Source organism: Halochromatium sp., from assembly GCF_054919635.1.
In genome coordinates this window covers 1-22,554 of sequence record NZ_JBUDPI010000018.1, presented here as the reverse complement: position 1 = coordinate 22,554, position 22,554 = coordinate 1, and the positions used below count along the sequence as shown (strand labels likewise).

The 22,554-nt window shown below is 64.5% G+C and carries 16 protein-coding genes and 2 pseudogenes; 10 read left to right on the top strand and 8 right to left on the bottom strand.

Annotated features, from left to right (window positions below; genetic code table 11):
• The first annotated feature begins 133 nt into the window (after positions 1 to 133).
• On the top strand, positions 134 to 1,669 hold the full coding sequence (locus ACY693_RS02435) for a cytochrome ubiquinol oxidase subunit I (protein ID WP_462320240.1): 1,536 nt from the start codon (positions 134 to 136) through the stop codon (positions 1,667 to 1,669).
• On the top strand, positions 1,666 to 2,676 hold the full coding sequence (cydB, locus tag ACY693_RS02430; RefSeq protein ID WP_462320239.1) for a cytochrome d ubiquinol oxidase subunit II: 1,011 nt from the start codon (positions 1,666 to 1,668) through the stop codon (positions 2,674 to 2,676). Before ACY693_RS02435 ends, cydB begins: the two co-directional genes overlap by 4 nt.
• 52 nt (positions 2,677 to 2,728) lie before the next feature.
• Here the strand turns inward: cydB and ACY693_RS02425 are convergent, their stop codons facing one another.
• Together ACY693_RS02425 and ACY693_RS02420 are read right to left on the bottom strand one after the other, a co-directional pair.
• Positions 2,729 to 3,241 (bottom strand): lipocalin family protein, encoded by a 513-nt coding sequence (locus ACY693_RS02425; protein ID WP_462320238.1) that lies wholly within the window; start codon positions 3,239 to 3,241, stop codon positions 2,729 to 2,731.
• A 162-nt stretch (positions 3,242 to 3,403) separates the two neighbouring features.
• Positions 3,404 to 3,838 (bottom strand): DUF2784 domain-containing protein, encoded by a 435-nt coding sequence (locus tag ACY693_RS02420; protein WP_462320237.1) that lies wholly within the window; start codon positions 3,836 to 3,838, stop codon positions 3,404 to 3,406.
• Between the two features lie 519 nt (positions 3,839 to 4,357).
• Between ACY693_RS02420 and ACY693_RS02415 the strand changes: the two genes are divergently transcribed.
• Positions 4,358 to 7,645: a glycoside hydrolase family 15 protein gene (locus tag ACY693_RS02415; RefSeq protein ID WP_462320236.1), complete on the top strand. Its 3,288-nt coding sequence runs from the start codon at positions 4,358 to 4,360 to the stop codon at positions 7,643 to 7,645.
• Between the two features lie 26 nt (positions 7,646 to 7,671).
• Here ACY693_RS02415 and yrfG read toward each other — a convergent pair whose 3' ends face one another.
• Positions 7,672 to 8,385 (bottom strand): GMP/IMP nucleotidase, encoded by a 714-nt coding sequence (yrfG, locus tag ACY693_RS02410; RefSeq protein ID WP_462320235.1) that lies wholly within the window; start codon positions 8,383 to 8,385, stop codon positions 7,672 to 7,674.
• A 189-nt stretch (positions 8,386 to 8,574) separates the two neighbouring features.
• Between yrfG and ACY693_RS02405 the strand changes: the two genes are divergently transcribed.
• The 6 genes from ACY693_RS02405 to ACY693_RS02380 all read left to right on the top strand — a co-directional run bounded on the left by ACY693_RS02405 (position 8,575) and on the right by ACY693_RS02380 (position 16,523).
• Complete coding sequence (locus ACY693_RS02405) at positions 8,575 to 9,126, top strand: FmdB family zinc ribbon protein (protein ID WP_462320234.1); 552 nt, start codon at positions 8,575 to 8,577, stop codon at positions 9,124 to 9,126.
• 111 nt (positions 9,127 to 9,237) lie between these two features.
• A complete protein-coding gene (locus ACY693_RS02400; protein WP_462320233.1) occupies positions 9,238 to 10,188 on the top strand; it encodes an HlyD family secretion protein in 951 nt (316 codons plus the stop codon).
• Positions 10,185 to 11,348, top strand: a complete 1,164-nt coding sequence (locus ACY693_RS02395) for an ABC transporter ATP-binding protein (RefSeq protein ID WP_462320232.1) — start codon at positions 10,185 to 10,187, stop codon at positions 11,346 to 11,348. Before ACY693_RS02400 ends, ACY693_RS02395 begins: the two co-directional genes overlap by 4 nt.
• A complete protein-coding gene (locus tag ACY693_RS02390; RefSeq protein WP_462320231.1) occupies positions 11,345 to 12,508 on the top strand; it encodes an ABC transporter permease in 1,164 nt (387 codons plus the stop codon). The genes ACY693_RS02395 and ACY693_RS02390 overlap by 4 nt, the downstream gene beginning before the upstream one ends.
• Positions 12,509 to 12,649: 141 nt before the next feature.
• On the top strand, positions 12,650 to 14,989 hold the full coding sequence (locus tag ACY693_RS02385) for an ATP-binding protein (RefSeq protein WP_462320230.1): 2,340 nt from the start codon (positions 12,650 to 12,652) through the stop codon (positions 14,987 to 14,989).
• A 49-nt stretch (positions 14,990 to 15,038) separates the two neighbouring features.
• A complete protein-coding gene (locus ACY693_RS02380) occupies positions 15,039 to 16,523 on the top strand; it encodes a chemotaxis protein CheB (RefSeq protein ID WP_462320229.1) in 1,485 nt (494 codons plus the stop codon).
• 190 nt (positions 16,524 to 16,713) lie between these two features.
• On the opposite strand, the gene ACY693_RS02375 is transcribed toward ACY693_RS02380, so the two are convergent.
• The 5 genes and pseudogenes from ACY693_RS02375 to ACY693_RS02355 all read right to left on the bottom strand — a co-directional run bounded on the left by ACY693_RS02375 (position 16,714) and on the right by ACY693_RS02355 (position 22,014).
• Positions 16,714 to 17,010, bottom strand: coding sequence for a hypothetical protein (locus ACY693_RS02375; RefSeq protein WP_462320228.1), 297 nt, complete (start codon positions 17,008 to 17,010; stop codon positions 16,714 to 16,716).
• 112 nt (positions 17,011 to 17,122) lie between these two features.
• Positions 17,123 to 18,877, bottom strand: a pseudogene (locus tag ACY693_RS02370) (Hsp70 family protein).
• Between the two features lie 21 nt (positions 18,878 to 18,898).
• Positions 18,899 to 19,693 carry a nucleotide exchange factor GrpE gene (locus ACY693_RS02365; RefSeq protein WP_462320227.1) on the bottom strand — a complete coding sequence of 265 codons (795 nt, stop codon included), beginning with the start codon at positions 19,691 to 19,693 and terminating at the stop codon, positions 18,899 to 18,901.
• Positions 19,694 to 20,038 (bottom strand): DnaJ domain-containing protein, encoded by a 345-nt coding sequence (locus ACY693_RS02360; protein WP_462320226.1) that lies wholly within the window; start codon positions 20,036 to 20,038, stop codon positions 19,694 to 19,696.
• Positions 20,038 to 22,014, bottom strand: a complete 1,977-nt coding sequence (locus ACY693_RS02355) for a tetratricopeptide repeat protein (RefSeq protein ID WP_462320225.1) — start codon at positions 22,012 to 22,014, stop codon at positions 20,038 to 20,040. The genes ACY693_RS02360 and ACY693_RS02355 overlap by 1 nt, the downstream gene beginning before the upstream one ends.
• A 114-nt stretch (positions 22,015 to 22,128) precedes the next feature.
• On the opposite strand from ACY693_RS02355, the pseudogene ACY693_RS02350 reads away from it, so the two are divergent.
• A pseudogene (locus tag ACY693_RS02350) lies at positions 22,129 to 22,554 on the top strand (hypothetical protein); the annotation flags it as partial.

Sequence of the window (22,554 nt, the reverse complement as noted above, 5' to 3'; positions counted from 1 at the left end):
GAGCCGGGGCAACCACTGGCTGGGACAACCACCGGCATAGGATCTTGCTGGGGCGGCGCCCTGACGCCATCTTCGCCCCAGCGCGCGGACTCCCACCGCCATCCACATCCAACCTACCGCAGAGAGGCCCACGTTGGATATCGATCCCGTTTCGATCTCGCGGCTGCAGTTCGCTTTCACCGTCTCCTTCCACATCATCTTCCCGGCCTTCACCATCGGCCTGGCAGCCTGGCTGACGACGCTGCAAGGGCTCTCGCTGGTCACCGCGAAACCCGTCTACCAGCGGCTATTCGACTTCTGGCTCAAGGTCTTTGCAGTTGCCTTCGGTCTCGGCGTTGTGTCTGGACTGGTGATGGCCTTTCAGTTCGGCACCAACTGGAGCGAGCTCTCAGCCCGCGCCGGCCCGATTCAAGGGCCGCTGCTGGCCTATGAATCCTTCACCGCCTTCTTGCTCGAGGCGACCTTCTTCGGCGTCCTGTTGTTCGGTCGCGACAAGGTTCCACGCTGGGCCTACTTTCTCTCGACCCTGATGGTGGCGCTCGGTACGACCTTCTCCGCGTTCTGGATCATGGCCAACAATACCTGGATGCAGGTGCCAGTCGGCTATGAACTGGTCGATGGCATCTTCGAGCCGCGTGACTGGGCTGAGATCTTGCGCGACCCCGTGCTCTGGGTGCGCTTTCCCCACATGCTGCTCGGTGCCTACCTGACCACGGCCTTCTGCGTCGCGGCAACCGGGGCCTGGTATCTGTTGCGGGATCAGCATCAGGCCGAGGCACGCGTGATGCTGGCGATGGGATTGGGCATCGCCGCGGTGTTGACGCCGCTGCAGATCGGGTATGGCCATCTGAATGGCGAGTACACGGCCGAGCACCAGCCCAGCAAGTTCACGACGATCGAGGGTCGCTGGCAGACCGAGCAGCCGGCTCGGCTGATCTTGTTTGCCTGGCCGGACATCGCCAACGAGCGCAATCGCGTCGAGATCGCGCTGCCGTACCTGGGCAGCTTTGTTGATCAAGGCAACTTCAGCGCTGAAGAGCCCGGCATCGTCACCGTGCCGGCCGATGAGCGGCCACCATTCCTGATCCCCTTCTACGCCTTCCGGGTCATGGTTGGTCTTGGCCTGCTCATGCTGGTCTTGTCCTGGGGTGGCCTCTGGTTGATGCTGAGGGGTCGACTCCGTGGGCCAAGTCCGAGACCGCGCTGGTTCCTTTGGGCCACCTTCTTCGCCTGGCCGAGCGGCTTCATCGCCGTGCTCACCGGCTGGCTCACCGCCGAGGTCGGCCGTCAGCCCTGGGTGATCTTCGGCGCCCTGCGGACCGCCGACGCCATCACGCCGAGCCTCTCGAGCAGCGCCGCACTGACCTCACTCACCGCCTACTTCCTGGTCTACGCGCTCATCTTCTCGGCCGGTACCCTGTACCTTTATCGGCTCCTGCGCGAGGGACCGCTGGACGATGGGCCTGATCCTGATTCGGAGTCTCCTGAGCGTAGCTCCGCAGCTGCCGCTCGGCAGGCGGCGCGCAAACACCTCACCCCTGGTCGGCCACTGGCCGTTGATGGCCCAAGGCCTCTCGCCCATTGGCAGATGGCTCAGCCGACACTGCGTGCAGGCGCCTCCACCGCAGCAGTTGGCCTTAACCCCAACACCGACGGAGGTGCCGCGTGATCGAGCAGCTCCCCTTCTCACTGCCGCTGTTCTGGGCCGCCGTGCTCGCCTTCTCGATCCTGGTCTATGTGCTGCTTGACGGCTTCGATCTCGGCATCGGCATCCTCTTCGCGCTGAACCGCAACGAGGCCCATCGCCAGCAGATGATGGGCTCGATCGCTCCGGTCTGGGACGGCAACGAGACCTGGCTGATCATCGTTGGCACGGTCCTGTACGGCGCCTTTCCGGTGGTCTATTCGATCTTGCTCTCGGCCTTCTACCTACCGGTTGCACTGCTGCTGGTGGCCCTGATCTTGCGCGGCGTTGCCTTTGAGTTCCGCTACAAGGATCAGCGCCACCGCTGGCTCTGGGATCTAGGCTTCATCCTTGGCTCCATCGTCGCAGCCTTCGTCCAAGGCGCAGCGATCGGCGCCATGGTCGCTGGCATCTCGGTCGAGGATGGCCGCTTCGCCGGTGGCCCATTTGACTGGATTGCTCCCTTCCCAATCCTCTGTGGCGTTGGGCTAGTGCTCGGCTATACCCTGCTGGGTGCCGGTTGGCTAGTACTAAAGACCGAGGGGGATCTGCGCGACTGGGCCTATTCCTGGCTGCCGCAGCTGATGAAGGGCGTTATCGGCTTCGTCGCCCTTGCGCTCATCGCAACCTTGGTTGGCGACTTCGAGGTTGTCCAGCGCTGGCTTGCCAGACCCTGGCTCTTCCTGTTTCCGCTACTCGCCACCGCAGCCGCTTGGGGGCTCTTGCGCGGTGTTGAGGCGCGACAGGATCGGCAGCCCTGGGTGATGGCCTCAGCCCTATTCTTTACTGCATTCGCGATGCTCGCTGGCAGCTTCTGGCCCTGGATCGTCCCCTACCATCTGACCGTTGCCGAGGCCGCAGCGCCCAGCGCTAGCCTCAGCTTTCTCTTCTACGGCATCGGTTTGGTGGTGCTTCCGGTGATCCTGGTCTACACCGCCACCGTCTACTGGATCTTCCGCGGCAAGGTGTCAGCAGACGCGAGCTATCACTGAGTATTCGCTGGGTGTCGGCGAAAAAGGCTACGCGAAGCATCACATCCTGCATTCATGCCGCGACCTGTTGCAGGGTTGGTCTGACGCGCGCTGCATCGTAGCCCTGCGCACCGGCGATCGCCATGGCCTGGTCATAGTCGCTGGGCTCGACGTGCGGGGTACGGGCGATGAGCCAAAGCCGCCGGCGGCTCGGCGTGCCCATCAGCGCCCATCGATAATCAGGGTCCAAGCCGATCACCCAGAGGTCGCCTCGAATCAGCTTGAAGAATCTCAAGATCAGCTTGGAGCCGCTCGGGTCGGCCGGGTGGACGATACCGTTGACCTCGTTGCGCCGCATCCCCGCCTTTGCGTTGTGAGCGACGGTTTGGACGGTGATGAGGCCGTCGGGGCGCTTGGAAGAGGTCGCAGTGACATTAACGCTGTGCTGCCCTGGGCCGTCCGCCTCGAGATTCGGCAATCTTGCCACTTCGAACCAGGTCCCCAGCAGCCGGTTGAGATCGACCTCTGCCACGGTCGCGGGCGGTTGGCGCGGCTTGCCCAGGCGCCCCGGAAGCAGATGGCGCAAGGCCGATAAACTGTGCTTGATCATGCGAAAGCGAGTTGGGCCTGCATGGCGTAGAAGCAACCCGTGCATCGATGCGGTTGGCGCCTCGCCGTGGAGATCAGATGCGCTGGTTATATTGAGCAGGCTGGTCTGAGCGCGTGTGGGTCGGTCTTCAATCGGCTCTCAGCCTACGCCGTCGCGATCGGCATAGTCTGTCGCCTTCTCGCAGCCCCGATCTCGCCGCCGCTTCCAATCACGCCAGTTGAGCACGACTGACAACACCAGCGCCGTCAACGCCAAGCCGACGACCCAGGCGTCGACGAGCGCCGGATTCCATGCCTTCCCCGTCAGCGCGTCTGCGTAATACTTGACGTATGACGCCGGCAAAGCGGTCTCGCCCAGAGCGGTCTTGACCTGCCAATGCCAGTCGGTCATCGGGCAGTAGCCCCAGCCGTACCAGGCGCCGAGCCCGACCCAAGAGCCGAATGTGAGTCCAATCACGATCAGGTGCAGGCGCCGGGTGCGTTGCCAGATCCACCCAGTCAGGTTAAACAGCACCAACGCCGCGTGCAGTAGGAACAGCGTTTGGTCGAGCATTCGTAACATGGAAACGTCCATCGCGACCCGTGCTCTACCGTCAGCGGTGAAGTGCTCGCATGCGACGACCTTCAAAGGCTCAAAGGCTCAAGTGTGGGGTTGCTCGGGCCTATCAAGTCTCTCGACGGACTGGGTTATTCCCGATAGATGGGCGCGGCGATCAGCAATGACAGCGCGCCGCGCATTGGCACCCTCCCGAGCGCGCGACGCCGTTCAGCACAGCGGCAGCCGAACCGCAAGGCAGCAAGGACTTCAGGATATCCCGAACAACCCCAATCTAAGTTTTGCCTTTATAGCCCCGACAGCAATCGCCATTCGCCCTGACCTCTGAACAGGCTGAGCCGGGCAATCCTGATGTCTTTCGCGCGTGTTGTCCGCCAATCAGGTGGAACGGCTATAGTTCCCTCGACAGCGGATGCAGATAGTCATCCGCTACCTAAAGATGCCAGGCTCAACCAAATCGTTGCCCGGGATAGCCACTGACCGCGCCGGTCAGGCTGCACGGGTTGAAACATAGCCTCCACGAGCTCAGCAAGCAGCATGCAGCAAACATCCACTCGACCATCATCTGGGGCCTCCCTGAGCCCGCTGGAGCGCTACTACCGGCAGGTGACCCGGATCATCCTGTCACGCCAACATCCCATTACCGGGCTCCTGCCGGCCAGTACGGCGATCACGGCACACGGCGACTATACCGACGCCTGGGTCCGCGACAACGTCTACAGCATCCTGGCGGCGTGGGGGCTGGGCCTGGCCTATCGTCGGCTCGATGAGAGCGACGGCCGCACCCTGCTGTTGGAACAGAGCGTAGTCAAGCTGATGCGCGGGCTGCTGATCGCGATGATGCGCCAGTCGGACAAGGTGGAGCGTTTCAAGCAGACGCTCGACCCGCTCGACGCCCTACATGCCAAGTACGACACCGGCACCGGTGACCCCGTGGTTGGGGACGACCAATGGGGACACCTGCAGATCGACGCGACCTCGCTGTTCCTGCTCATGCTGGCGCAGATGACCGCCTCGGGTCTGCGCATCATCTTCACCATCGACGAGGTCAACTTCGTCCAGAACCTGGTGCATTACATCGGCCGCGCCTACCGCACGCCGGACTACGGCATCTGGGAGCGCGGCAACAAGGCCAACCACGGGGTCGCTGAGATCAATAGCAGCTCGGTCGGCATGGCCAAGGCGGCGCTGGAGGCCATGAACGGCTTCAACCTGTTCGGCCCGGGTGGAGGTCAGGCGTCCGTCGTGCACGTTGCGCCCGATGATGTGGCCCGCGCCCGCATTACCCTCGAATCCAGCCTGCCGAGCGAATCCCTGTCGAAAGAGGTCGACGCGGCAACCCTCAGCGTCGTCGGGTTTCCGGCCTTTGCGGTGGAGGACAGGCAGCTTGTCGACACCACGGTCGATGAGGTCGTCGGCAAGCTGGAAGGCCGCTACGGCTGCAAGCGGTTTCTGCGCGATGGCCACCAGACGGCGATCGAGGACCCCGAGCGGCTGCACTACGAGCCCGAGGAGCTGTTGCAATTCGAGCACATCGAGTGCGAATGGCCGCTGTTCTTTACCTATCTGCTGCTCCATCACCTGTTCCGTGGCGATGCGTCAAAGGCCAGGGCATACCGGGACAAGTTGCAGGGCCTGTTGGTGGAGCAGGACGGGGACCTGCTGCTACCGGAGCTCTATCGCGTGCCCGCGGACCGGATCGACGCAGAGCGAGAGGCCCCAGGCAGTCAAGCGCGGGAGCCCAATGACAACGTGCCACTCGTCTGGGCGCAGGGACTCTACCTCCTGGGCGCCCTGATCCAAGATGGTCTGCTCGATGTCGCTGACATCGATCCCCTCGGCCGGCACCTGCGGATCGGCCGGCAGCGCGGACGTCGGGTGCAGTTTGCCCTGCTGGCCGAGTCGTCGAGCGTGAAGCTCGAGCTGGAGAGCAAGGGCATCAAGGCGGAGACCCGCCGCGAGGTCGCGCCGGTCGTCATCCATGAGGCGGCCTCCCTGGCCGAGGCCTACTGCCAGCTCGGCCGCAACCCGCGCCTCGGACTGAGCGGTCGGCCCCTGCGTCACCTGCGCGGACTGGCGACCAGCGTCGTCTACACCATCGAGGGACGACCGATGCTGTTCCAGCCGCATTTCATGAATCGTCACGACTTCTATCTAGCCCTCGACAACGCCATGCTGGTCGAGCGGCTGAAGATGAGCCTGACCTACGTCAGCAAGCAGTGGGACCGTCCGGGGCGGCCGCTGGTCATCTTGGTCGTCAGTGAGCGCATGCTGACGGACGACGGTCACGTCGCCTTGCTCGACTTCATGAACGCCTGCCGAGAGGGTGAGGTCGGTGGAACACCGGTGCAGCTCGGCCGCGTGGCGGGATTTCTGCCCACGGCCGCACGCGAGCGCATCGACATCCTCCACGGCTATCAATTTCCCGAGGACGCGCAAGCGCAGGACGACCGCCCCTGCTCCGGACTGCTCCCAGTCGCCCCAGAGCAGAGTGACGGCGGCAATGCCGTCCCCGAAGACCAATCAGACACCATCGATTCCCTTGAAGATCAGGCGCTGTTCGAACGGCTGCGCACCCCAGCGACGCTCCGCACCCAGTTCGACGTCTTGCGTGTCCTGGCGTCACGACATGGCCTCGAGCTCGATACCGGACTCGGTGCCGAGGGCGACAGACCTGCGCGCATCGGTGACCTGCTCGAAGAGGTCTACATGCGAGCCTGCAAGGCGCGCCGCTGGAACCTGATCCGGCTCAGCGCCGCGGTGCTCGGCAAGCACGACATCAACCTGGAGGGCGCCGCCACCGAGATCGTCGTGCACCATTTTGCGCTGAGTGTGTCCCGCTCCTACAGCCGTCACTCGACGTTTCGCCGGCCTATGGGTGCGGCCGAGCTGCTGCAGGCCATTCGCCAGTTCAACCCCGATGACCTTCGTGCCCAGATCCTGACCCAGGAGCTGATTCTGAACCTTGGCCTGCTCCTGCGCTCGCATCGGGAGCTGTTCAGCGATATGACGCTGATCCGCACGGGCCGCCTGCTGCAATTGGTCGCGGTGCGCCAGCGACCGGAGGCGCGCGTGTCGATCAACGACGCACTCGATGAGCTGCTCGATCTGCCGCCACACCGCTTCGCCAAGGGGATTCGGGACGTGCTCGAGCATTACCAGGACGCGACCGATACCCTTCTGCAACGGGAGCTCATGCAGGTGTCGTCGGATTCCAGCGGCATGATCCGTGTGAGCTTCGACGCCAGCCTGGACCCGGACCTCGGCGACGCCGCGAATTGGCACGACTGGCGCATCACGCAGGGCAACCTCGGGCGCTTCAGCGACGGCTTTTTCGCAGGGGTCTGGGATATCGTCAACCAGAGCCTCGGCCTGGTCATCGGCGATCAGTGGAACCCCAAGCTGCGGCTGGATCACAGCCTATGCGCCGACATGACCCGTGGCGAGAAACTCTTCAAGGACCGCGTCATCCACATCCTCAACAAGACCCCGGCACCGGATAGCCTACAGCTCTACAAGGAGACGTTGGAGGTCTTGATGATCGTGATGAGTAAGAATCCCGAGCTGCGCATCGACGACACCCTCTATGTCGACGTCGTGATCGGCCACGCCGTGCGCCTGGCCTGGGAGCAGCGCCATCCTGGCCAGGCGCCAGACTACGACCAGCACCGCGCCCAGGCCTGGAACGCGCTCTATCTCGATCCGCCCTCGGCCGTCGCCAACCATGTCATGGATGCCCTGGTGTTCCTGCTGAGCGAGAGCGATCGACCTGCTGCTAACGCACGCGATCAAAAAGAGCAGCAAGGCAGTGTGAGCTTTCACTAACATCGCCTTGGTGCCAATGCACACGCTTAGGCAGAGCGGTGGTCGTGCCGTTCTTGAGCGCCCGGCAGCGGTGCCGCTATGGCTTCCAGAGCCGGCAATAGCGCGGAAAAATCCGCGATCGCATCAAACTCGTCGCAGGTGCGCGCCGGCTGCGCGGAATCCGGGGCCAGGATCGCCAGCAGCCAGCGGAAGCCATACGCACGAGCAGCCCGCAGCACGGGCAGACTGTCGTCGACGAACAGGGTCCGCTGCGGATCGAAGGGCTCGACCTCTTGCACCCGCGGCCAGAACTCGGGCGACTCCTTCGCAGCACCTAGGTCATGAGAACAGACGATGTGCTCCAGATGGCCATCGAGACGGGTCTTGCGCATCTTCAGCTCGATCGACTTCTGATGCGCGTTGGTCACCAGGACGCGACGCTTGCCAGCATCGGCCAGGGCTTCGAGGAAGCTCAGCACATGCGGGTGAATCGCGATCAAGTGATCGACCTCCGCCTTGAGCATCGCGATGTCGAGTGCAAGCTCCTGCGTCCAGTGATCGACGCAGTACCACTGCAGCGAGCCCAGCAGCGCCTGATAGCGTCCATAGAGGTCGTCCTTAGAAGCCGTCAGCGAGATCCCTCTCGACTCGGCATAGCGCAGTGGGACATGCTCGAGCCAGAAGTGGTTGTCAAAGCGCAGGTCCAGCAGCGTGCCGTCCATATCGAGGAAGACGGTATCGATGGCGTTCCAATCCAGCATCATGTTGGCTCAGCGGTTTCTAGGCGTTGACGGCTATTCTACCGACCGCTAGGGTCCTCGATCATTCGGGGCTTGGCTTCTACACCCTCGGGAGCGTTCCGATGCGACTGATCCGTTTCGCAGCACCGGACGGCCGCCGCCCAGCCGCCTAAACCTTGAGCATTTCATCCCAAGCAGGGTGATCCGACCATGCCCGTCTACGAGTTCTATTGCCCCAACTGCCACGCGATCTATAACTTCTTCTCCCGCAAGGTCGACACCGCCACAGTGCCGGCCTGCCCAGACTGTCGACGCCCACAGCTCGAGCGCCAAGCCTCACCGTTTGCCATCTCCAAAGGGCGCGGCGAGCAGAACGATCAGCAAGACGATGCATTGCCGCCCGGCATGGACGAGGAGAAGATGATGCGCGCACTCGCGTCGATGGAAGGCGAGCTCGAGGGCATTGACGAAGACGACCCCAAGCAGGCCGCTCGCATGATGCGACGGCTGTTCGACGCCACCGGTCTAAAACTAGGCGACGGCATGGCCGAGGCAATGCGGCGGATGGAGGCCGGCGAAGACCCAGACGCCATCGAGGCCGAGATGGGCGACCTGCTCGAGACCGAGGACCCCTTTGCGCTCGGCACCAGCGCCAGCGGCAAGCTACCTGACCTCAGAACGCTGCGCCGCGACCTACTGCCACCGCGGCGCGATGACGAATGGCATCCGCTGCAAGCGAGCTGGTTGTCAAAAAGGGATTAAACTCATGTCTAGCTGACTGCAAGCAAGTGCTTGCAGCCTGCAATCTGCTCCGCGGTCTGACCCGACATCTGTCCCAAGGACTGCACCTGCGCGCTCGTGAGGGCTTCATCCATGCTCGGGTTCAGACTTTATCTCTCGATCATTGTTACGGCGATCATCAGCGGCTGCTTTAGCGATGAAGAGCCGCTCGCGCTCGGAACCCTGGAACGCGATCGTGTTGCCCTCACCGCCACCGCCGCTGAGATCATCCTCGGGCTGCCCGTCGCCGAGGGCTCCCCGGTCACCAAGGGCACCTTGCTCGCTCAGCTCGATGATCGCCAGCAACGTGCCGAGGTCGAGCGCGCCAAGGCTCAGGTGGCGCAGGCCGAGGCGCATCTGCAGCAGTTGCGCAATGGCCCGCGTGACCAAGACATCGCGGCAGCCCGGGCGCAGGTCGCGGGCGCCGAGGCGGATCTGCGCGAGGCCGAGATCACCTATGAACGTAACGCCGAGCTACTCGGTCGCAAGGCCGTCAGTCAGGCCGAGGTCGATCGGACCAAGGCACTGCGTGATGCCGCCAGCGCTCGGCTCGATGAGGCGAAGGAGAAGCTCGATGCACTGCTGGCCGGCACGCGCCCAGAGGAGATCAGTCAAGCCGAGGCGGAGCTGAATGCGGCGCGGGCTGAGCTTGAGTACAAACAGGCGTTACTGGCCGAGCTGACCGTCGTCGCCACCCGCGATGGGGTGCTCGACAGCCTGCCTTGGAACCTCGGCGAGCGGGTCACCATCGGCAGCCCCGTCGCGGTGCTGCTCGCCGGCAAGGCGCCCTACGCCAGGGTCTATGTGCCGGAGCCCTATCGGGTCAAGATCAACAAGGGCGATTCGCTCAAGGTGCGGGTCGATGGACTCGAGCAGACCTTCGAGGGCAGCGTACGCTGGATCAGCTCCGACCCAGCCTTCACACCCTACTACGCGCTCAATGCCAGCGATCGCGCACGGCTGATGTACCTGGCTGAGGTCGAGCTTCCAGACAGCGCTGCCAAGCTACCAAATGGCGTGCCGGCACAGGTCGAGCTACCGTGACCGAGCCCGTGATCGAGGCGCGCGGCCTCACCCGCCGCTTCGGCATGCTAACCGCCGTCGATGCCCTGGATCTCACCGTCGAGCCACAAACCATCTATGGCTTTCTCGGCCCCAACGGCTGCGGCAAGACGACCACGGTGCGCATGTTGACCGGACTGCTGACGCCCTCCGCCGGCACCGTCACGGTGCTCGGCCATCAACTGCCGTGCGATGCCGAACGCCTCAAGCGTCGGATCGGCTACATGACCCAGAAGTTCTCGCTCTACGACGACCTCACCGTCGCCGAGAACCTCCGCTTCGTCGCCGAGATCTACGGCCTCAGTCATCGCATTGCGCGCCAGCGGATCAGCGAGCTGCTCTCGACCTATGCGCTGGAGCCGATGCGCAACCGACGCGCCGGACGCATGAGCGGTGGGCAGCGTCAACGCCTGGCCCTAGCCGCAGCAACCATCCACGCGCCGACGCTCTTGTTCTTGGATGAGCCGACCTCGGCGGTCGACCCCGAGAACCGCCGCGATTTCTGGGAGCGGCTGTTCGACCTCATCGATGCCGGCGCCAGCATCCTGGTCTCGACCCACTACATGGATGAGGCCGAGCGCTGCCATCGTCTCGCGATCATGGAGTCCGGTCACAAGCGCGCCGATGGCTCGCCGACTGAGCTGATGGCGGCGATAGGGGCTCATGTGGTTGAGGTCGAGGCGCCCGATCTGCGTGCGCTCAAGCAGCAGCTCACGGCATTGCCGGAGGTGATCTCAGCGGCACAGCTTGGCAGCCGATTGCGAGTGTTGGTGCAGGTTCGCGTCGATGACCCAATCGCCTGGCTGAAGGCGCAGTCGCTGCGACCCGCCCCCACCGGGCTGGAGCTGGTGCGGCCAAGTTTGGAAGACGTATTCGTCAGCAGCACGGGTCAGCACGCAAGGCCAGGCACAAGCCGAGAGCAGCCCCAAGCGAGTGGCGCCACCGACGCTGACCATGAGAGCCCTGGCGCGCAAGCTGGGGCCAAGCTCGGGGCGAGCCTCCGAGCCCATGAAGGAGCCCAAGAAGAGGGTCAAGAAGGCGCCGATCTCGAGGACGCATGCGCCACCGATCGCGCCAGCATACACGCGGCAAACCGCTCTGGGGCTCGCACTGAAGATCACTCTGGGCGCAGCCACCGATGAATGGCTTGCTGCAATCGGCCCGGCGCATCCTCGCGATCCTGTCCAAGGAGCTGATCCAGCTAAGGCGCGATCGCGCGACGCTCGGCATGGTCATCATGATCCCGCTCGTGCAGCTGGTGCTGTTCGGCTACGCGATCAACACCAATGTGCGTGATATCCCGGCGGCACTGGTCGATCAGGCCAACAGTGGCCTCAGCCGGGTGCTGACGCAGGCGGTCGAGGCGACCCAGGTCGTCACCTTCACCGAGCGCTATGTCGATATCTCGTTGGCGCAGGACGCCATCGTCGAGGGCCGGGTGCGCGCCGCCTTCATCATCCCGCCCGATCTCAGCCAGCGCGTGGCCCGCAGCGCCAGCGTCGGCGCCGGGCTACAGACCCCGCCCTCCAGCGATGAGCAGACCAGCCGACCGGTCGCGCAATGGATCGTCGACGGCTCCGACACCATGATCGCCGGCGCCATCAAGGGTCTGCGCGCGATGCCGCTGACCGAGCTGTTGCGACGGCCCGCCAACCGCAGCACGCCCACCTTCGCCGTCGCGCTCTTCTTCAACCCGGAGCAGCGCACCGCGATCAACATCGTGCCCGGCTTGGTCGCGGTGATCCTGACCATGACCATGGTGATGTTCACCTCGGCGGCTATCGTGCGCGAAAGCGAGCGCGGCAACATGGAGATGCTGATCAACACCCCAGTGCGACCGCTTGAGCTGATGCTGGGCAAGATCCTGCCCTACATCGTCATCGGTCTGGTGCAGACTTCGATCATCTTGCTGCTCGGCCATCTCATCTTCGGCGTACCGCTCCATGGCTCTCTCCTCGCTCTAGCGGTCGCCACGCTCGCCTTCATCGGCGCCAGCCTCGCGCTCGGACTGGTGCTCTCGACCATCGCCAGCAATCAACTCCAGGCGATGCAGATGACCGTGTTCATCCTGCTGCCGTCGATCCTGCTCTCGGGTTTCATGTTCCCGTATGAGGGCATGCCGGTCCCGGCCCAGTACATCGCCGAGGTGCTGCCAGCGACCCACTTCATGCGCGCCATCCGCGCCGTCATGCTGCGCGACGCCAGCCTCGATCAGGTCGCCGAGGATACCCTTTGGCTGCTGGGCTTCATGGTGCTTGGGCTGCTGCTCGCCTCACTGCGCTTCAAGAAACGCTTGGATTAGGCGCCACCCGCCGCAGGTCCTTACCTCCTGCAAGCTTTCGCGTATCCTGTCGTTTGGCCAGTCTGTCGAAGCAGGTGCTCAGCACCGACGTCGACCGGCTGCGGCTCCTTGTCGTTACCAGAGGCCCGAGAGAGCGCGATGATGTCCTCGCTGCAGCCGACTGAGCTCCATGCCTGCGACCGTGAGCCGGTGCATGCGCCGGCCTCGATCCAACCCAGTGCGGTACTGATCGCCGTTGACGCGCAGCAGCGACCGGTTTGCCATAGTGCCAACCTCGCGCAACTGCTGCCCGATGCTGACCCTGCCGCCTCTTCAGGTGTGGCTCTAGACGCAGACCCAGCGGCCAACCCGGATGCCGTTCGGCGCAAACAGCCCGACGGCCTGCTGAAGCCGGAGCGCATTCTTGAGCAGATCGGGCTCGACGCGCTGCTCAAACAGCTCCCAGGCCGGTTTCCGCGACCGTTCCGGCCCCGCTTCGCGACGGAAGTGAGTCAACCGATCAGCGCGCAGCTAAGCGCCGCGATGCTCGAGCCCATCAGCGTTCGTCTTGGGCAACAGCCTTATCATCTGCTGCTCGATCGCAACAACGCTGGCCTGTTGCTGCTCGAGCTGGAGCCAGCCGGTGCCGTCCCTGATGATCCGAACGCCTTGCTGGAGCAGCTGCGCCCCGCCGCCGAGGCACTCGAGAAGGCGGCCGACCTGCAGACACTGCTCGCTCGTCTGGTGCAGGCGGTTCGCAGCCTGACCGGCTTCGAGCGCGTCATGGCCTATCGCTTTGGCCGCGACGGCCATGGCGAAGTGGTCGCCGAGGACGCCAGTGCCGAGGTGCCCTCGTTCCTTGGTCTGCATTACCCGAGCTCGGATATCCCGCGGCCGGTGCGCGAGCTGTTCCTGCGCAACCCGCTGCGGCTGATCGTCGATCGCGACGCCGAGCCGGTGCCCCTGGAGCCGCCCGCGCTCGCCAGCGGCCTGGATCTCGGGCCTGCCGTGTATCGGGGCCTCTCCCCGGTCCATCAGGCCTATCTGCGCAACATGGATGTCGGTGCCTCGATGTCCCTGGCGTTGCAACGCGAAGGTCGCCTTTGGGGCCTGATCGCCTGCCATCATCGCAGCTCGCGTCCCGTACCCTTCCCGATCCGCCAGGCCTGCGAGCTACTGAGCCTGATCGCGGCGCGTCAGCTCAGCGTCAGCCTCGAGCGCGAGATCAGCGTCCGCATGCTGCCCATGGCAAGCATCGGCGACTCGCTGGTTACTGCCATCAGCGCCGGCCGACATCTTGGTGACGCACTCGGGCAAGAGACGACGAGACTGGCTGAGGCCGTGGATGCCAGCGGTTTCGCCGTGCTCACCCCGGAGCAAGTCTATAGCGCCGGTCAGGTCCCCTCCGAAACACTGCTGCGCGATGCCTGCGCCGCCATCGAGCAGCGCCAGCCGGGCGCCGCGCTGTTCGATACCGAGCACTTGGCCGCCCTGCTGCCCGGGTGCGATACCGAAGGCGTCGGCGGACTGATCGGCACCCTGTTGCCAGGCCGCAAGGACACCCGACTGATCTGGCTGCGCGGTCAAGAGCTGCAAGAGGTCCGCTGGGCCGGCGACCCGCGCGAGCCGAAGATCGAAGACGCCACCGGTCGCCTGCATCCGCGCGCCTCGTTCGCGCTCTGGAAGGAGGCGCGTCGCGAGCACTGTCGCGAGTGGGACGACGCCGATGAGCGCGTGGTGCTGGCGGTGCGCGAGCGGGTCGTCGATCTGGCGGTGCAGATCGCCGATCAGCGCAGCGAGCGGGCCAACGCCATCGACCAAACCAACCGCAAGCTGGCCGAAGTCAACGAGGAGCTTGAGCGCTTCGTGCAAGCGGCCTCGCACGATCTGCGCGCACCGCTACGCGCGGTGGGCAACATCACACGCTGGATCGAAGAGGACGAGACCGCACTCTCGCCAAGCGCGCGCGGCCATCTGGAGCAGTTGCGCTCACGGGTACAGCACATGGAGCGGCTGCTCCGCGATCTACTCGACTATGCCCGCAGCGGCCGGAGTGATGCGCAGAGGGAAACCCTGCACTTGAGCGCATTGGTGCAGACCGTCATCGCGACGCTGGACGTCCCGCCGCGGTTCCAGATCGATGTCGATGACGACCTCCCTCAGATACAGGCCTCCCGGGTCGGGATGCAGCAGGTCTTGGCGAACCTGATCAGCAACGCCATCGTCCACCATGACCGCACCGAGGGACACATCCAACTGCGCGGCTGGACCGACGCTCAAGGCGCCTGGCTCAGCATTGAGGATGATGGACCTGGCATCCCGCCAGCCGACCGCGCGCGCGCCTTCGAGATGTTTCAGGTGTTGGACCAGCGTCCTGGTATCGAAGGCAGCGGGCTCGGGCTGAGTCTGGTGCGCCGTGAGCTCGAGGCGCAAGGCGGCCACGTCGAGCTCACCTCGGCGCAACCGCGCGGCACCCGTGTACTGCTGCATTGGCCAAGATAGCCTCGTCATACAATGCCTGATTAGACCGGGTCAGAGATGGAGAACCCCGATGGCTATGGTGCGCTACCGCATTCTACTGATCACCGATGACGCGACCCTCGGTAGCCGCTTCCGCCGCGAGTGCGAGCGCCAGGCACCGGGGCTTCAGGTGGAGTGCGAAGAAGTCCCTGAGCTCGCCTTCGGCCAGCTGCGTAAGAGCCGTCGAGAGCCCGGTGCAAACGGCCATTTGCTGGTGGTTGACCTTGGCGACTCAGGGGAACCGGGGTCCGCACCATCGCGAGCGACTGCGGGTGTCCAGTACCTAAAGCTCCTGGCACAGGCTCGGCTGCTCAACGGCACGCCGCTGGTCCTGCTCGCCAGCAACATCGAGGCGGCGCATCAGCACTGGGCCTCGGCCAGCCCGCTTGCGGTGGTCGATCGCGCTGAGCTACCGGCAGCGGTTGCGCGCATCCGAGTGCTCGGCGCCCATCTGTGGCCAGTTGCGACCCCAGCTCAGCCGGAGCTGAGCCTGCTGATCGTGGACGATGATCCCTTCGACCTCGAGAACCTGCAGCGGCTGATCGTTAAGGCCAATGTCGGCCGCTGGCGCGTGCTCACCGCAACCACCGGGCGAGCCGCCATCGAGGTCGCGCGCCGGGAGCATCTGGATCTGGTCTTTCTCGACTATCGGCTGCCCGACCTGAGCGGCGCTGAGATCCTGCGCATCCTCCGACTGCACTGGAGCCAGCAATCGCCAATCGTGATCTCATTGACCGGTGCAGGCTCGGAACAGGTCGCCCGCGAGATGTTCTTGCTCGGTGCCTACGATTATCTGCGCAAGGAACTGCTCAACAGCGTGGTGGTGGCGCGTTATCTCCGCGACGTTCAAAGACTCAAGGCCAGCTCTTCACTGCAAACACCCACGGCGGCCCCAGCGGCATCGTTGCCAGAGGAAGCCCTGGCGGAGCCGCAGCGGGCTCCAGCGCCCTCAGTGCCCGAGCAGCCGCCGGCCTGCGTGGTGATCTGCGGTTCGGCTGGGGCGAGCGACCCCTTGTTCGCGCTACTCGATGCGTTGGACCTCGGCGAGCGCGCCGCGGTCCTGGTCGCACTACACCTACCACCGAACGGCGACAGCCAGCTCGCAACCTTGCTGCAGCTTCACTCGCGCCAGCCACTGACCATGGTCGAGACCGGCGACTATCCCAAGGCCGGCGAGCTGCATCTGTGTCCGGCCGGCTTTGATGTCGGGCTTGAACAGGGTCGCTATGTGCTGGTCGATGCACACCCGCTGAATGCCGTGCCAGCCCTGGATGCCCTGCTCGACACGGTGGCGGACACCTATGCTGAGCGCGTCACCCTGGTCATCCTATCCGGCCTCGGCCACGACTGTTCCCACGGCGCGGCACGCGTCGCGGCACGCGGCGGGCGAATCCTCGCCCTCGACCCGACCACCACAGGCTTCCCGGCCATGATCGAGGCCGCGCTCGCCACCGGCCAGGTCGAGGTTACGGGTACGCCGAGCGCACTCGCTCAACAGCTGCAAGAGAGCCTCTAGCTTTGCGCCGCGGCGACATCGCCAATCCCGTCGAGCCTCTCAAGCGCCACGCCTCGTGCTGCAAACCACCTGGTTCCGATCGAGCGAGCATCCGCACGAGACCCGCTCGCGCTCCGTCAGGCTCGACAATCAACACATCCCACAGCAAGCACTGAAACCGGCAACGCCCGTCGATGGCCGCAAAGACTGCTCAATGCCTGTGAAAGAGCCGGTTGTATAAGGCGCGCAGACGACGGCCGGGGATGCGCTCGGCCCGAGCCGCGCGTACCACATCATCGACTTCCGCCTCCTCATCAGCCTCATGATCAGCGCTTGCCGCGACCGTGGTACTCGCGCTTAGCAGGCCGAGCAATGATTCCGCGAGTGGATCACGGCGCAGCCCCAAGGTCCGATGCAACGCTTGCTCTGCGAGTTCGGGCTCATCGCGCATCAGATGCGCGATGGCACGGTGCAGCCACTCCTCGGCAGCCTGCTCGGTAGACTGCAACAGACCAAGCTCCATGCCGCAGCGGCGGCAGGTCTTGCCATCACCAAGACGAGCGCGACAATTAGGACAGCGTTCCATGAAGACTTGTACGACTGCAGGGGCGTCGCACAGCTTAGGTCTCGAGGTAGTAGAGCAGGTCCGCAAGCGCGTCGGTTGAGCGCTTGAGGCCCTCCTTATCCGAGGCATCCAGGGTATCGCGGACGGCTTCGATCAGGTCGATCAGATCCTCCTTATCCTCGGCGCTCGCACTCGAAAGCAGCCCCTCGGCCTTGTTGAGCAAGGCCTTGGCTTGCACCTGCTCGCGGTGCTGCTCCTTGTCGACACCCGCGCTGTCCTCGTCGAGAGGCTCGGCGTCACCCTCGATAAGACTCGCTAAACGCTGTCTAGCTGCGCCAAGCTCCTGCGCCTCAAACCGGGCGGTCGCATTATCGATCTCGATGTGCTTCTCCAGCCCGCTGCGCTTCTCGATCGCGGTCACCTTGAGGATGCCGTCCAGATCCAGCTCGCAGCGCATCAGAATGACGTTGCCGGCCGGCACATCGCTTAGCCCCTCAATCCGGAACGAGCCGATCTCGGTGTTATTCAGCGCATCAGGGTCCTCGCCCTGCTAGATGCGCACGTCGACCGCCTCCTGACCGTCGAACATGGTCTGGAAGGCCTCGGTCTTACTGGCCGGGATCGGTGTATTCTTGCGGATCAGCGGCACGAAACAGTGCGGATAGGGCATGCCGTTCATCTCGCTGAGGGCGCTGGTGCCGAAGGTGTAGGGCGTCACATCCACCAACACCGTGCTCGTCGACTGTCCCGCCATCACCCCGGCCTGGACCGCGGCCCCAGCCGCCACGCAGAGGTCGGGATCGATCTCGGCGCGCGGCTGCATGCCGAGCATCTCTTCCAACCGCTGCTGGATCACCGGGGTGCGGGTGGCACCGCCGACCAGCACCACCTCGTCGATATCGGTCACGGTCAGCTCGGCCCCCTTCAGCGCCGTGTGCACGGCATCCAGGGTCTCGTCGATGTAGCCCTCGATCATCGCCTCGTAGTCGAGACGACTGATCTCCATCGACAGGTTGACCGGCGGATTGCGATCTGGGAGCAGATATTCTTCGTCGATGCGCGCATAGGGGGCATCGCTCAGCGCGATCTTGGCGCCCTCGCAGGCGCGGCTGATCCGCGCCATCGCGGCCGCATTCTCGCGCGGATCACAGTTGTGCTGCTCCTGCAGATGCGCAACCACATGCTCGATGAGCTTGGCATCAAAATCATCGCCACCTAGATGAGTGTTGCCGTGGCTGGCCAGCACCTCGGTAATCTCGCCACCGGCGCGCACCACCGAGCAATCGAAGGTGCCACCTCCAAGGTCGTAGACCAGAATGGTGCGCGGCTCCACGGCGTTGACCTCATAGGCCAGCGCGGCGGCGGTGGGCTCGTTGATGATGCGCACCACCTCAAGCTCGGCAAGCTCGCCGGCATTGCGAGTGGCCTGACGTTGAGCATCGGAGAAGTAGGCCGGCACCGTGATCACCGCCTTCTCCACCTCTTCGCCCAGATGCGCCTCGGCCGCGCGCTTGAGCCGTTTCAGGATCAGCGCCGAGATCTCCTGCGGGCTGTAGGATTGATCGCCCATCGGCAGCCGCACATCCTCGCCCATGCGCCGCTTCACCGAGCGGATGGTGCGCTCTGGATAGAGGGCATATTGATTGCGCGCGGCTTGGCCGACCAACAGCGAGCCATCATCGGCAAGGCCGACGATCGAGGGCAGGATGCGGGAGCCGTCGACCTCGAGCACCTCCGGGCGGCCGTCGCGCAGCACGGCGACCTCCGAGTTGGTGGTGCCAAGGTCAATGCCGATGATGATGTCGCTCATGAGATAAGGCTCGGTCGATGTCTAGATAATCGGTTTTTCGGCAGGTGCGGCTGATTCGGCAAGCTCGTCAGACCCAGCAGCTGCGGCAGACTCGGCACTCTCGGGACGGTTGACGACCACCTCGGCGATGCGCAACAGCTCGCCCTCGAGCAGGAAACCAGGGCGGCGCTCGGCGATCACCTGACCGACAGGGATCTGTGGATCAAAGGCGAGCTCGGCGGCATGCATCCGATGCGGGTCGAAGACCTTGCCGAGGGCGGGCAACGGCCGCACGCCGCGACGGGCCAGGGTCTCATCGAGCCGACGCAGATTCATGGCCAGCCCCTCAGCCATCGCCGCCGCGAATTCCCGCGCTCGACGCCGGCCAAACAGCCCCTTAGGCCGATAGCCCGCCGCACTTGCCTGGCCAGCTTGGAGCCGGTCGCGCAGTTCCAAGAGCTCCAGCAGCAGCTCCTTTTGCTCGCGTGTGCGCGCCGCGCGCTCCTGCTCGCGCCGACGCTGCTGCTCTTGCTCAAGCCGGGTACCAGCCGCTTGCAAGGCCTCGAATAGGCCCCGAAACTCATCGAGCGCGGTCTTGACCTGGCGTGATTCGAGCTTGACCTCGTTCTTCAACGCCGCCAGCTCGGCGAGCAGGCTAAACAGGTCAGGGGCATCCGAAGGCGCATTGATCGCCTCCGGTGCATCCGGTGCATCCAGTGCGACCGACGCATCAGGCGCATCGCTGGACAGCTTTGCACCCGCCTGCGTCACCGCTGGTGGCTGATCCAAATAGGCGCGAAAACGCTCAACGAGCGCCTCCTTGGTCGCGCGATCCACTTAGTGCTCTCCTCGCAGCAGGGCCTTGATCAGCTCCGCATCGGGCCTTCGGCTGAACTCGACAGCATCTTGCCCAGCCTCCGTGTTGGCCGTCGACTGATCAGCGCGGCGCCTCGCCTCAGCCCGACGCAACAGATCGACTGGCTGCGGCGGCTCGGTCTCAAACAGCCGATAGGCGATCCGGTCGCGCTGGGTGCGTAGCCGCTCGTAGGCCTCGCGAACGGCCTGAAAGACGGCGGGAGCACGATCCGGGGGGTTGCGCTTGATGGCATTGCGATAGGCCGCTTCAACAGCAGCATCGTCGGCATCGGGCTCAATGCCGAGGATCAGAAAGGGATCAGGCATTAGAACAGATCAAGGTTGAACGGATTTTTCTTCGACTTGCGCTTGCGCTGTCCCGAGCTGGGGCGCGGCAAAGGTTCATCCTCGCGGCTCGCCGAGGCGCCGAGCACCATCTCTTCGAGGATCTCGACCACGACATCTTCACCCTCCTCTTGCGCCATATCAAGAAAATGGTCGCGCAGGACCTTGGGCATATTGGTCTCTTGGAGCGCCTGTTTCAGCGGCTTGCGCCGGAGCGCGTCGAGCAGGTTATCAAGCCCGAGCGCACTGCTAAGCGCCGCCGAGATCTCGGCCCCAGGCCCTTCATCCCAATCCGGACCGAAACCAGGCATCGGCATGCCGCCGGATGGCAAGAACTCATCGATCAGCTCCCGCAGCTGATTGGCGACACGCATCTCGCCGGCGTCCTCTGCTCGCCTCAGTGCCTGCTGCATCCGTTCCAGCTCTTTGGGGCTCGGGTGGCCTTGGTCGGCAAATTTGCTGTCGTAGAGGTGGTACTCGAACACCGGTGTGCGTGGCCAGCGTTTCAATGCCACGCGCGCGGCCTCCTGGCGCGAGGCTTGGAACCGCAAGCGGCGCAAGGTCTCACAGGCCTGCTCAAGCTCGGGGCGCTCGAGCTGCTTCCAGGGCGCGCCCTTCAGCAACGCTGTGACCCGGTCGACCAGACCCTGGGAGTACCGCTCGCTTTGGTCGAGAAAGTCGCGCAGCTGCGAGAGGATCACTAGCAGATCAGCACGATCTCGCACCTTGCCTGGCTTCAGCTCGAGCAGATTCGCGACATACTCCTGACGCAGCGCAAGCAGCTCGATGGCCAGCATCAGATCGACACGGCCAGCCATGCCCTCGCCCCACCTGTCGAGCTGCTCGCGCAGGCGCGCACGCCCCACATCGCGGTCGACGTAGATCATCTGGGCGACCCCATCGAGCCAGGTCAAGCGCTCGCGCAAGCTGTCGAGGCCAGAGCCGCGCGCAACCCATTCCCGGGCGGCATTCAACTCCTTGATCACCAGATCGCCGCGGCGACCGCGGACCTGTTTCGCGGCATGTTGCAGATGCGCTCTAACCAACTGCTGGCGCACGCCGCTATTGATCGGATCGACCTTCAGCATCTTCTGCGCGAGACCAGCGGCCTTCTTGAAGGCATTGTTGGCGAGCGCTGTTTGCATCGCCGCTTCCAGCACGGCCATATCCTGTGGCCAGCGTGCCTGGGCTGCGCTGACAATCCGCCGAGCCTCTTTGAGCCGATCCGCGTGCCGGTACCAACGAATCAGGCGCAGATAGGTCTCGCGGTGGTCCGGGTCCCACTCGAGACTCTGCTCGAGCTGCTCGACAGCGGTCATCTCAGGCGAACCGAGATCATCGTCGGGATGCTCGGTCTCTAGCACCTTGAACTGTGTATCGAAGCGCCGCAGTGCCAAGGCGATCGCCAGGGAGCGCTCTTGATCGACCCCGGTTTTCCATTCATCGGCCAGCGCCATGGCAAAGCGCTCCCACACCTCGGGCAGGTTCCAACCGTAATCGTTGTGCTGCGCCTCGGCATTCCAGGCCTCGACCTGGGCTTTCTCTGACTTGCTCAGCGCATTCCAGCCCTTTGGCCGCCGGCCCCAAGGCTCTTTGATGGGCGGTAACAAACGCAGCCAGGCCTGTTGCACCCAATCCGCGCCGAGCAGATCACGATGGCGTTGTAGCAGCCGCTGCAACGCTTGGTGATTCGCCGCCTCGGTTGCAGGCCCGCCGGTCTCAAGCGCGGCTAGACTCTGAGCCAGCTCGAGCTGCTGTGACGACCAGCCCCGCAGTTGCGAGACCAGCTCGGCCTGGCGCGGCCCGACCTGCTTGAGGGCGACAATGAGCTGCGCATCGTCGAGCAGTGCCGTCTCGGCTGCATGCCGCAGCGAGGCGAAGGCGGAGTCGTCATCGATCCGCTGGAGCATCTCGCGAGCCGCCTCGGGCTCGTGCTCAGCCCGAGTGAGGGCCTTCAACAACAAGGCCCAGGTGCGATAAGGCGAGCGGAAAGGAAGCTGGGCGAGCGCTGCCTCGAGCGCCTCGGTATCACCGGCACAATAGGCGGCCAGTGCGGCACGGGCCGGCTCGGCATGACGCCGGACCAGGTCATCGGCATCAAGGCGCTCGAGCAGCGACTCGTCGCCGCCTCAAAGCGCGGCTGCGAGCTGCGCGCGCTGCGCTATCTCGATCAGGTGTTCCTCGAAGGGGCATTCGTCGATGAGCGATACCGGGCGCGGCGCGAGTCGACGACGATCGTCTCGTGCGACTGCGTGGACTGCGCCTCATCCTGTTTCTGCACGCTCGTCGGCGGCGCGCCGTTCGGTGCGGAGGGATTCGACGTCAACCTGACACCGCTCGATGATGGCTGGATCGCGAACATTGCGAGCGAGAAGGGCGAGCGGCTGTTCGAGAACGTGCATGCAAATGCGCCATCCGAAGAGCGCCTCGAGCAGCGCGAGACCATTCGGCGAACGATGACCGACCGGATCGAGCGGCGGAACGTGCCGTTCTCGTTC